General features: G+C 28.5%; 11 protein-coding genes. 5 read left to right on the forward strand and 6 right to left on the reverse strand.

Going from position 1 to position 12782, the window contains the following annotated elements; all coding sequences use genetic code 11:
- Positions 1-29 precede the first annotated feature (29 nt).
- Both KPL44_RS13080 and KPL44_RS13085 read right to left on the reverse strand, forming a co-directional pair.
- A complete protein-coding gene (locus KPL44_RS13080) occupies positions 30-425 on the reverse strand; it encodes a hypothetical protein (RefSeq protein WP_216250936.1) in 396 nt (131 codons plus the stop codon).
- Positions 426-512: 87 nt separating this feature from the next.
- Positions 513-2021, reverse strand: a complete 1509-nt coding sequence (locus tag KPL44_RS13085; protein WP_216250938.1) for a DUF4153 domain-containing protein — start codon at positions 2019-2021, stop codon at positions 513-515.
- Positions 2022-2392: 371 nt separating this feature from the next.
- Between KPL44_RS13085 and KPL44_RS13090 the strand changes: the two genes are divergently transcribed.
- Positions 2393-2977, forward strand: a complete 585-nt coding sequence (locus KPL44_RS13090) for a phosphatase PAP2 family protein (RefSeq protein ID WP_216250940.1) — start codon at positions 2393-2395, stop codon at positions 2975-2977.
- A 287-nt stretch (positions 2978-3264) separates the two neighbouring features.
- Here KPL44_RS13090 and thiI read toward each other — a convergent pair whose 3' ends face one another.
- Both thiI and KPL44_RS13100 read right to left on the reverse strand, forming a co-directional pair.
- Positions 3265-4407 (reverse strand): tRNA uracil 4-sulfurtransferase ThiI, encoded by a 1143-nt coding sequence (thiI, locus tag KPL44_RS13095; protein ID WP_216250943.1) that lies wholly within the window; start codon positions 4405-4407, stop codon positions 3265-3267.
- Between the two features lie 54 nt (positions 4408-4461).
- Positions 4462-5619: a cysteine desulfurase family protein gene (locus KPL44_RS13100; protein ID WP_216250947.1), complete on the reverse strand. Its 1158-nt coding sequence runs from the start codon at positions 5617-5619 to the stop codon at positions 4462-4464.
- A 312-nt stretch (positions 5620-5931) separates the two neighbouring features.
- Between KPL44_RS13100 and KPL44_RS13105 the strand changes: the two genes are divergently transcribed.
- Together KPL44_RS13105 and KPL44_RS13110 are read left to right on the forward strand one after the other, a co-directional pair.
- Complete coding sequence (locus KPL44_RS13105) at positions 5932-6999, forward strand: HD-GYP domain-containing protein (protein ID WP_216250950.1); 1068 nt, start codon at positions 5932-5934, stop codon at positions 6997-6999.
- Between the two features lie 63 nt (positions 7000-7062).
- A complete protein-coding gene (locus KPL44_RS13110; RefSeq protein ID WP_216250953.1) occupies positions 7063-7965 on the forward strand; it encodes a DMT family transporter in 903 nt (300 codons plus the stop codon).
- 63 nt (positions 7966-8028) lie between these two features.
- Here KPL44_RS13110 and KPL44_RS13115 read toward each other — a convergent pair whose 3' ends face one another.
- Both KPL44_RS13115 and KPL44_RS13120 read right to left on the reverse strand, forming a co-directional pair.
- The gene (locus tag KPL44_RS13115) at positions 8029-8625 is read right to left on the reverse strand and encodes a metallophosphoesterase family protein (RefSeq protein ID WP_331702193.1); all 597 of its coding nucleotides are present in this window, start codon (positions 8623-8625) and stop codon (positions 8029-8031) included.
- 24 nt (positions 8626-8649) lie between these two features.
- On the reverse strand, positions 8650-10566 hold the full coding sequence (locus KPL44_RS13120) for a BMP family ABC transporter substrate-binding protein (protein ID WP_216250966.1): 1917 nt from the start codon (positions 10564-10566) through the stop codon (positions 8650-8652).
- Positions 10567-10857: 291 nt separating this feature from the next.
- Between KPL44_RS13120 and KPL44_RS13125 the strand changes: the two genes are divergently transcribed.
- Both KPL44_RS13125 and KPL44_RS13130 read left to right on the forward strand, forming a co-directional pair.
- Positions 10858-12207, forward strand: coding sequence for an MATE family efflux transporter (locus KPL44_RS13125; protein ID WP_216250970.1), 1350 nt, complete (start codon positions 10858-10860; stop codon positions 12205-12207).
- A 94-nt stretch (positions 12208-12301) separates the two neighbouring features.
- Positions 12302-12730: a CBS domain-containing protein gene (locus KPL44_RS13130; protein WP_216250973.1), complete on the forward strand. Its 429-nt coding sequence runs from the start codon at positions 12302-12304 to the stop codon at positions 12728-12730.
- The last annotated feature ends 52 nt before the right edge of the window (positions 12731-12782 follow it).

Here is a 12782-nt window from a genome sequence, read left to right on the forward strand (position 1 = left end):
GGATATGCTGTAACCTCCAAATTTTTTTATTATCTTGTAAATGCAGCTCTGCACAAACATAGTTGAATTATACTTAAAATCAAAAATTCAACCGTCGCCACATACCATTCCCCAAGAACTATCACTTGAGCAATAATGCTTATTAATAATAATCCACCCATTATAGCTGAGACAACCCAAAACTTACTATTACCTTTTTTAAAACTTAAGATAGCGGCTATAATATTACCCAGTCCAAATAATACAATTGTTATAATACCCGGAGCAATCCAATTTTCAAAAGGAACTCTAGATAACCACTCTTTAGGATACTCAGTAAAAATTCCACTGCTTGAACTTATCATCATTCCTCCAATATAAATAGCACCTAATGCTAAAACTAAGTCATAAAAACCCAGCAGATTTATTTTTATTTTTTCTTTCATTATACATTTCCTCCCCTAAAACAATCGCCTACATAACATCGAAATAATATAATCCTACAATGAAATTTATTAATAAAACAAAATATATTAATTTATACTCTTTCTAGCTTTAAATTTAGAATAATTAAATTCATACCAAGAGCGCTTCTGTGATAAATCCTTCTTAACATTTTTTAAATAATTATTAACTTCACTTCCAACTTTAATATTAGGATCATTTTTAAGTCTTACTATTTCTGGAATAGCGTCATAGGATAAAGTTTCCAAATAAAGAACATCAATCCTCTGAGTTTTATAATATATATCTATATTCTTTCCAGCAATGATTTTATCCACATTTACAAAGTTTAATAAGACATACATAATCAAAACAACTACTATTAAAACCTTATTTAGTTTCATTTTTCTATTCCAAATACCAATTAGCGCTACTATAAATAACATAAACAGCATAAGCATAAATATATGCACAAAAATCCTTAAATATGTGAATCCATAAATTTGTTCATATAAAGACATCTTAAAATGAGCTGAAAATAACATATTAACTGTAAAGCCCACAAGTAAAGTTAATAATACATTAGATATTATATTTGTAACCTTGTTATAAATTTTGATATATTTCATACTACAGAGTAATATTGTAAAATTAATTATCGTAACAATAAAAAGCTCAAAGAATCCTTTTCTTGCATACTGTGAATATGTGAATTTAAGTGGAAGAAAGTTACTAGCCCCACCGTAAAGATATGTAAACTGGACTATTGAAAATAAAAGGTACACTATATTTATCATAAATATAATTGTTAATACAGTGACTGGTTCCCATAAAACATTTTTTTTAATATCTGTATCCTCTTCGTCATTATATTTAAAACTCCATATATATGAAAATATAATAAAGAATACCATAATAATAACTAACAAATGACTTATAATTTTCCATACTTTTATATTCTCAAATACACTTGAAATATTTATTATATAATTCTTGAATACCATATCTGCTGACGTTAATAACATTAAAATAACAATTAATAATGGTATGGAAATAATCAGTCCTCTTAAAATATTTCTGTTCATAGATCTTTTTTCTGCATTTCTCATATTTATACTTCGTTTAACAAATATAAAAGGTTTTAAAGCATTTTCTGGAATAGCTTTAATTACTCTGCTTAGTGCTTTTAATATTATTATTTTAGAATTCCATTTTAAATTATCATATCTAATTAATACAGTACTTAAAGTCGTAAGTACCAATATTATAATTGTATTAAAATAGTTTAAAATGATATTTGAATGAATAGAATAATTTAATGTAAGCAGTAATGTAGGAACAATTATATTTAAACCAATATTTTTTTTAAATAAAACCTTCTCCCTAATACTCCATAAGAAAAAACACATAAACATAATATAAAAAATAGGAATAGAAATACCTTTTTGTTTACTAGTAAAAAAAACATCATAAATAATTGCTAAAATAATTGTTATACCTATAGTATTTTTTTTTTCATTTAAGCTAATTTTCGAATCTATAATTCTAATTTCTTGCATTTGTTTTTCCTTTGATACTTTCACATATTTACTCTCCATTTTCAATCTACCTCCATAATTTAGTACTATTGTTAATAACACATTAATATAATATATCTTGCATATATAATCTTTTTTACAATTTCAATCATACTACTATATTAATTATTTTTCAATATATTTTTATTGTTATTCAATAAAATTATATTGAATAACATTTTTTATTAAATTCATAATTATGAAATACAAATAATGTTTTATAATTATATTAACAACCAATATAAGTGTATCTTTTAATTGTTGATTTTGATATAATGTTAATTGATACTTATGAATGTTGATAATTTTGTATATTTTATATAATATATATTAATTAAATACTTCTAATAAAATAAATTTTTAGTGTAACATAGAGAGGATGATTAAATTAAATGCTTTATTATTTAGCGAATTCTATGAATTTGGGATTGAATCAATTTTTTATAATTATTTCAAAATCTTCAGACCCTACTTTCCAGGTTTTTATAAGCGCATTGGTTTTTATTGTATTATATCTTTACAATAATAAACTTGAAGCCATTTGTTGTGTATTTAATATTGGAGTTACTGGTTTTACCAACTTGGTGCTTAAAAATATAATAAAAAGGCCTAGACCCACTGGAATACAATTAATTGAAGCTCATGGATATAGTTTCCCTAGTGGCCATTCCTCTATTTCTACAGCTATAGGTATTGTTTTTATTTACTTTATAATTAAACGAATGAAAAATAAAAAAATTGCATATTTAATTAGTGGTTTTTTACTTATCTATTTAATTCTTGTTGGAATTAGCAGAGTTTATGTTGGTGATCATTACCCAACAGATGTTCTTGGCGGATGGGTTATTGCCATAATATGGTCATACATTTCTATTGCTGCTTATAATTTTTGTATAAAAAAAGGCGTAAATAAATATTTAGATAAACATTTTACTTTTAGACTTAAAATATTTAAAAATAAATCGAAGTTTATGTAAATATAATCAATATATAATATAAACTAAAATAAGCTAACAAAATGATAAATCATTTTGTTAGCTTATTTTTTGCAATCACATCTTTAATTTTTTATACCATTCGTCATTTAACTGTATTTCCCTTTTGATTCTTTTTCTGAGTTTTGTCTTTTGTATCTTTTGAACCTGATCTTTTTTCCGTACCTTTTTTAGCCATGTTAATCATCCTTTCAAAATGTATTACTTCTATTATTATTTACATAATATTTGATTTAATACATATGATCTATTGATTAACATAAATAAATTTATTTGTAAATTTCCATGTCAGCTATAGCCTTTTCAACAAGTTTATCAATATCTAAAACTGATTCTGACTTAATTATCTCAACTAATCTTGGTTTTGTTTTGGGATGTTTTGGAACAAAAATTGTGCAACAATCCTCATAAGGTAGAATTGAGGTTTCATAAGTATCTATTTTTCTTGATACCTCTATAATATCAATCTTGTCCATAGCTACTAGTGGTCTAAACACCGGTCTATCAGCCACATCATCACTTACTACAAGACCTTCCATAGTTTGACTAGCTACTTGCCCAATGCTTTCCCCTGTAGTTACTGAATTTATACCATATTTCTCAGCAAGTGCACATGCAAGCCTCATCATAAATCTTCTCATTATTATTGTTAATTCATCTTCTCTGCATTTATCTATAATTTCCATTTGAATTTCAGTAAATGGAACTACATACAATGTTAATTTTCCAGTATATCCTTTTAAAATATTAGTTAATTGCTTTACCTTATCCTTTGCTCTCTCACTAGTATACGGATGGCTATGATAATAAACTGCATGCACTTCTACTCCACGCCTTGCCATCATATAACCTGCTACAGGTGAATCTATACCTCCTGATAACATAAGCATAGTGCTCCCATTCATTCCATAAGGTAATCCACACACGCCCTTTATACGTTTTGAATAGATATATGCCATTTTTCTTATTTCAATATTTATAACACATTCCGGATTATGCACATCTACACTTACGTTTTCATTATTTTTTAATATGCAGCCCCCTACTTTTCTACTTACATCCATAGACCCTGGACTAAAGCTTTTGTTTGCTCTATTAGTTTCTACTTTAAATGTTTTAGCTGGGCTACCTACCATTTCTAAAACTGCTTGCTTTTCTATTTCTTCTAAGTTAGCTTCAACTTGCGTAACCTCACATACTTCCATTACTCCAAAAACATTTTTAACCTTGTTTATAATAGTATCTAGTTGCTCTGAGTATATAAACCATCTTCCTTGGTCCTCAACAAATTCGTATTCTAAGCCTTTAATTACATTTTTTATATTATCTTTAAGTTTTTTTTCAAATTTACCTCTATTGAGCCCCTTCAAAAATATCTCCGGCGCAAATTTTACAAGTATTAATTTTCTCATCTTTTGACACTCCTCGTTTCTTATAATTGTATTTTCATCTAATCCTTAGCTGGTTTATCTTTTATTCATTTTTCTTAAAAACTTTAGTGATTTATTTAATTCGATTATAACATAGTCTACTTCATCTTTATTATTGTATTCGGAAAAACTAAATCTTATAGTTCCTACTTGCTCGTCGCCCGTCCTGCCAATAGCTTTTAATATTTCACTGCTTTTATGGCTTTTCGCTGAACATGCAGAGCCTGTAGACACATATATGCCCTTTTGTTCTAATGCATGAAGAAGTACCTCTCCTTTTACACCTTTAAAGGTCACACTTAAAATATAAGGTGTAAAGTAAGGTTCTAGTGGACTATTGATTATAACACCATCTACCTCTTTAAGTTTTTCTATAAAATATTTCTTTACCTCTAAAACTTTATTAAAATTTTCATGTCGATTTTTAAATACTATCTTTGCAGCCTCATCAAAAGCCGCAATACCTGCAAGATTTTCTGTACCAGATCTTAAATTTTTTTCTTGACCCCCACCATTTATTAGGCTAGTAGGTATAAGTCCCTTTCTTATATATGCAAATCCAACCCCACGTGGTCCGTGTATTTTATGCGCACTAGTAGACAATAAATCAATATTAGACTTTTGTACATCAATAGGAATTTTCCCATAGCTTTGTACTGCATCTACATGAAATTTAGCCCTACTACTTTTCTCTTTAATTAGTTTTCCTATTAACTCAATATCCTGCACTACTCCTATTTCATTGTTAACATGCATTACACTAACAACTTGAGTATCCTTAGTTATATTTCCTATAAGAGCATCTATATCAAGCCTACCACTATCATCTACATCAATATAAGCAACCTTTATTCCTGAATCTTCAAGAGCTTTAAAAGTGTTAATTATACTTGGATGTTCAATTTTAGTAGTTATTATATCAGCATTTAATTTATTCGAAGATGGTTTAGCAAAGCCTTTTATAAGGAAGTTATTACTTTCGCTGCCTCCTGATGTGAATATTATCTCCTCACTACTAGCATTTATACTTTTAGAAATATCAGTCCTCATATCCCTAAGTTTTTGTTCTGCCTTAAACCCTAAACTATGTGCTGAAGATGGATTTCCATAATAATTTCTCATAGTACTCCCGAGTGTCTCAATAACCTCCTCATAAGGTTTAGTTGTTGCACTGTTATCTAAATATATTTCCATGTTTTTATCTCTCTCCTCTTAATATCTAGTGTATATCTTCATTAACGCTTTAATTGTCTTCATTGGTGTTCCTATATTAATTCTTAGTATTTTACTCTACTTTATTTAATTATAAATATGTTAATTATTAATGTCAATAACTAAAAAGGTAAGCATAAATTACTTTCATATGTAATATCTAAAGTATGTACATTAGTAAACGATAATATAAAATGTTTACTAATTACTAGTCTATGTTATAAAATAAGTTACTCTGTTGATATTTTACTAATTTTATACAACATATAAACTAACTAAAAAGGGGATAACTTTATGTCAGCAAATGTTAAAAGAATAAGTATTTATGATCTAAAACCCAATATGATTTTAGCAGAAAATTTAATGTTAAATGGTCTAACTTTAGTTGCAAAAAACATTTCATTAAATATTATGATGATTAAGAAAATAATTAAATTTTACCCATCTAACACTATATATATTTATGTAAATGAAAAGGAGACTTTAACTCCAAGTTTTCAAGACTCAAAAGGACATAATTTTACTGAAACTGAAAGTTTATTAAATGATTTTTCAAATAACATATACAAGTTTTTAAATAACATCGCTGGGAACTCCAAATTGGACTTAACAGAAATAAGAACTATGTCTAAAGAAATTTTAGATAAGAATAATGATTACAGTTCTATTTTAAAAAGTATAACAAATTCTAGAAATATAGATGAGTACCTAACTCGGCACTCTGTAAATGTCGCCTTTTTAAGTTCTATGTTAGGTAAATGGCTTAACTTACCTCAAAAAGATTTGACCCTTTTGACTTTTGCAGCCTTTCTTCACGATATCGGGAAGGTAAAAGTTAACCAAAAAATATTAAATAAGCCCTCAAAACTTACAAAATTAGAATTTGAGGAAATTAAAAAACATTCAGTTTACTCCTATGAACTTGTACGCACTATTCCTTATTTAGACGAATCTGTAAGTCTCGCTGTACTTATGCATCACGAGCGTTTAGATGGTTCAGGTTATCCTCTCCATTTAAAAGAAGATAAAATTAATACTTTCGCAAAAATAATAGGAATTGCTGATACATTTGATGCTATGACCTCTGACAAAGTCTATAATAAAAAACAAAACCCCTTTAAATCTCTAGAAATAATGCAATATGAATGCATGGCTACCTTAGATTATTATTATCTAACCACTTTTATAAAACAAATATTAAATTATTATACAGGCGAAATGGTTAAACTTAGCGACAACCGTATTGGTAAAATAGTGAAAACAGATATAAATAATATTTCTAATCCTCTTATATCAGTAGATTCTATTTTTATAGATTTAAAAAATGAAAAAGATTTATTTATCATAGATCTTGTATTTTAATAAATAAAACATTGTAAAAATCTTTGAATTAATAATTAACTATCTTTTAAAGGAGTGGTAACTATGAATGATCTTGTTAAAAAAAAGAGTATCCTCGCCGATATGTCTTTACTAATAGTAGCACTTATTTGGGGAGGTGGATTTATTGCTGTAAAAAGTGCCTTAGATGCTATTTCCCCTTTTTATATAATGGCAATACGTTTTAGTATTTCAGTGCTAATCATGTTATTAGTTTTCAGAAAAAAAATTAAATATATTACTAAAAACTATCTATTCATTGGAACTATAGTTGGGCTTCTTCTATTTTTAGGCTTTGCTGCTCAAACCATTGGCATGAAATATACAACAGCTGGTAAAAATGCTTTTTTAACTGGAACCAATGTAGTTATTGTCCCCTTTCTTTATTGGATAATTAGTAAGAAAAGACCAGATGCTTTTTCACTAATATCTGCTTTTCTATGTTTTATTGGTATAGGGATGCTTACCCTAGATTCCGGTATACATATTGGTCTAGGAGATGGTTTAACCTTATTATGTGCAGTATTCTACGCGGCTCATATTGTTTCCGTTGGTTTTTTCGCAAAGAAGGTTGATGTTATTTTGCTTGTAATAATACAGTTAGGTGCTTGCGCCCTATTCTCAATTATAGCTGCTTTAATTTTTGAACCAATGCCCCAATCATTAAATTCAGATACAATATTCGCACTTATCTATTTGGGTGTTTTTAGTACTATGCTTGCATTTATTGTACAAAATGTAGCGCAAAAATATACAACCTCTACCCATGCTGCTATTATTTTATGTTTAGAATCAGTTTTTGGTTGTATTTTATCTGTTGTAATGCTTCATGAAATATTTACATCAAAAATGATACTCGGATGTTTAACTATATTCCTTGCAATTATAACAACTGAGACTAAATGGAAGTTCTTAAAATTTAAAAAAATAAAAACAACTAATATGTAATATAATTAATAGCCACCTGCTTGTACAAGCAGGTGGCTATTAATTACAAACCCCTTAGACTTCTTATATTTCAATAATATGATATCTAAACGCATTTATAACCGTAGTATTATTATATATCCTTACCCTGTCTTTTTTCCCATAGTCCAAATGTTGATGACCATAGAAAAAATATTTTGGAGAATATTTGTCTATTATATTTATAAACGTTTCAAATCCTCTATGACAAGGATCTTCACCATCTCCCATGTCTTTCGCTGGTGAATGTGTTACTAATATATCAAATCCTTTTTTTCTCCATAAACACATTTTTAATTTTGAAATTCTTTTTTGCATTGCCCTTTCCGTATACTGAAAAGGACCTTTATTATAGGCAATTGATCCACCAAGTCCTAAAATTCTAATATTTTTATACACTATTACCTTATCATCAATAGGTATACATCCACCTGGTGGTTTTTCCAGGAAAGATCCATCATGATTACCATTAACATAAAATATAGGAGCTTTAATCATATCAGCTAAAAATTCTAAATAATCTGCTTTCAAATCTCCACAAGAAATTACAATTTCAATATCCTTAAATCTTTCATGATCAAAATGTTCCCAAATATAATCATCTTCAACATCTGAAACTAATAAAACCTTAATTTTAAACACCTACTTATCTTTCTAATATTTTGTTCAATTCTTTGGAATTTCTCCAACAACATTATCTACAAACCATTCCATATATAACATATCCTCATAATTTCCTATATCACCATCATCTATTCTAATTTGACCTGACCTATCAAATATCGGCCCAGCAAAAGTATGAAATTTATTTTCAATAATCATCTCTCGCATTACATCTACTAATTTTTGAGTTTGAATTGGAACATTATGTTTAGAATATATAATATCCACAAGTTCCGAGTCCATGCCCCACCAAAAGCTTACACGTTTAGACTCAGTACTAAAAATTCCCTTAAAACTACCATTTACAATATTTCTAAGTATTTTCTCATAAAACTGACCCCAATCCCATGTAATTAAAGCATAATTTACCTCTGGTATCCATTTTGTCTCATTCTCATTATATTTTAGTGAGTATAGTCCAAAATCTCTTGAGCCTTTACCTAAAGCTATTAGATCATTTTGCATTATGAGGTCCGCTCCACGACTTTGAAGTTCTTGCATTAATTCTTTTGAATGACTGATATCTCCAGTTTGATTAAGCCATGAAATTAAAACCTTTGCATTAGAATTTACAGTTTTAACACCAAGTGCAAAAGCATTGATTCCTGTTATAATCTCTGTTTCATTATAAGTATCTATATATCCTATTATGTTTGATTTAGTAATAGCGCCTGCTATAAGCCCGAGTAAAAATCTTGGTTCATGAGACCTTCCAAAATAAGTACTTACATTTCTATATGCTTTTACTGGAGAACAGTTAAAGAACTTAACATTGTCGTACTTAAGGGCCGCTCTAAGAGTTATATTAAGATAAGATGGACATGTAGTAAATATAATATCATAATCCTCTTCACACAATTTACTTAACCTTTCATAGCCATCCTCATCATCATCAGCATTAAAATTATCTATAACGAAAGTTTCTATTTCACTACCCAATTGTTGCAAAGCATATATTCTTCCTAAGTTATGGACATAACTCCAACCTGATGTATCAATAGTTTTTTCAAAAACAAAAGCCACCTTTAATTTTTTAGAGGTCGTCACTAGATTTGTAATTGATGTTATAACATTTTTCTTATGGACATCAAATGGCTCAGTTTGAATATCAACAGCATTATTTTTTGTAAGTATCCTAAGCTCAGCTAAAAACTTTTCAACTCTTACTTTTCTTTTTGTTTCTATGAATTCATTTGAAATGCCATAAATTTTCACATATTCTAGAAACGCGTCTCCAGTAGTAATGTCTAGTTTATCTCCCCCTAATTCATAAAATGTGTTCCTAAAAGGGAAATACACATTTTTTATAAAATGCTTATATTTATTTGAAAATAAATAAAGCTTTGGTTTATATTCATCTAAATACTTACCAAGTAGAGTAAAACTACCTTCCTTTGAAAACCAAATATCATTTATGCCTGTCTTATTATTAAATTCTAAAAATTCGTAATATATTATATTATTTAAGTCATTCTCATCTCTTTTAGGAACTAGCCGAGTAACCTCTCCATCTATTGAATAAGCATCTACATATTTAAGTATACTTACACGCTTATTTCCTTCCATGACATAAAATTCATTCATGTACTCATATATTTTTATAGGGTCATCTATTCCATCCTTAATATGATAAGCATACACAGCCTCCCATTTCGAAGCAAACTCACTAGAAATACTAGCTAGAGGAAGAAAGTTATTTGCAAAATCTCTACTTCTTGTATAGAAATAAGTTCCTACTATCTTTTTTAGTGGAATATTTTTTAAGCCCAAGGGTATTTCTGCTACTATGTCTATTTTCTTTAAAATACTATCTAATGATGATATATGTCCAGAGTTTCCTCTTAATATGTCTGCACTATATTTAGCTTTAGCTAATCTATTTGCTTTTTTATACTCATCAACAGATGAAAAATTCATCATACACTCACTCCCCTACTTTTTGACTCTTAATAACTATTACCACAATAATTCATTATTGTATCTATTATAGTATATTAAAAATTTTTTTACCATTAATAAAAATATAAAATAGCTATATATAAATATATTGGGTTATCTTAAGTTAACTATTTTATAAAAGTTCATTAATATATGAATTGAAAGAATTATAATGTTATAATATAGATGTACATATTTAATATAATTTGAAATACTGTGCTATAAAACATAGATTAAATTAACAAACTTAAAATTTGATAAGAAGGCGTTTACGTGAAATGGATACGAAAAGATGTATTTAATTTAGCAATACCAATAATAACGGAACAATTATTTGTTATATCGCTTGGTATGATAAATACTATGATGGCAGGGCACATAGGAGCAGAAGCAGTTTCTGCAATTGGAATGGTAGATTCAGTAAATAATATTTTTATAGCATTCTTTTCAGCTCTCGCAATTGGGGGCATGGTCGTTATAGCTCAATTTATTGGACAAGGAAATATAAAAAAGGCTAATGCTGCAATGCAGCAAGCTCTTTTTTCTGGACTTATAATTACTTTTGTTATAACTATTATAATGTTTATATTCCAAGGTCCTTTAATTGGAATGTTATTTGGCTCAGCCGACCCTAAAGTAATAAGTAATGCCCATACATATTTAGGCATAACTTTACTTACTTATCCACTAATAACAATTGATTTGATATCAAATGGACTTCTGCGTGGAGCCGGAGACACAAAAACTCCTATGAAGATCAGTATTTTTATGAATATTATAAACGTAATTTTAACGTACACTTTTATAAATATACTACACATGGGAATAATGGGAGCTGCCCTTGGCATCGCCATTGCTAGGGTTAGTGGAGGCATTATTATCTTATTTGTACTTTTACGTGGTTCAAAGATTTTAAAGCTTACAAATGTAAAAGGGTTCAAATTTGATAAATCATTATTAAAACTCATATTTGGCATTGGAATACCTGCGAGTATAGAGTCGCTACTTTTTAATGGTGGAAAGTTAATCACTCAAATTTATATAGTAGATATGGGAACTGTAGCAGTTGCCGCAAACGCTATTGCGGGATCAGTTGCAACGATGCTTAATGTTCCAGGAAATTCACTATGTATTGCAGCAACCGCTCTTGTTGGAAACCATATGGGAAGAGGCGAAAGTGAGGAGGCAGGAAGTGATCTCTCCTATATTACAAAACTATCGACTTTTGCTTTAATTGCTATAGCCTTAATATTCATACCATTTGCAGGAAAAGTAACATCACTATTTATTACTGATAAGGCAATAATTCATCTAGCCTCAACCGTACTTATAGTAAACTCAGCCTGTATCCCCTTATGGTCTATATCCTTTGTGCTTCCTGCAGGGCTAAAAGGTGCAGGCGATGTAAAATATACACTGGTAACTTCAATTATAGGCATGTGGTTATTTAGAATTACTTTAGGTTATTTACTAGGAGTTGTATTAAAATTTGGACTTGTAGGTGTATGGGTAGGCATGATTGTCGATTGGTTAGTTCGTGGCACACTATACCTTATCAGGTTTAAAAAAGGAAAATGGAAAAGTAAAACTGTAATAAAACTGCAGACAAACGCCTCACATTAAAGTTTAATGTTTTGTTAATATATAGGACTATAAAACATGTTATAATTAAATAACTAATAAACCAAAATAAAGAACTTTAAAGGATGGTTGAACTATGAACATAGCTTTTTTTCTTACACCTAAAAATGAAGTTATTTATGAAAAACCAAGTTCTACAATGAGACAAGCTTTAGAACGAATGGAGTACCATAGATATACTTCTGTGCCCTTAGTAAATGAATCCGGTCACTATGTAGGTACCTTAACTGAAGGTGACTTATTATGGAAATTAAAGAACACTCCAAATTTAAGTTTTAACGATACAAATAAAATTACAATTGGAGATATACCAAGACATGTTAAAAATAAATCAGTATTGATTAATGCAAATATAGAGAGTTTAATATCACTAGCAAAAGATCAAAACTTTGTCCCCGTTATAGATGATAATGGTGTTTTTATAGGAATAATTAAAAGAAGTGTTATAATAACTTATTGTTATGATTTATTATACGAAAACGATGAATTTAAAAATTTGATTTAATCCATAATAGAAAATAAAACACCTACTCTTGCACAAATGGCTAGAGTGGGTG

This window comes from Clostridium sp. DSM 17811 (assembly GCF_018861905.1).
Taxonomy (GTDB): domain Bacteria; phylum Bacillota; class Clostridia; order Clostridiales; family Clostridiaceae; genus Clostridium_AD; species Clostridium_AD frigoriphilum.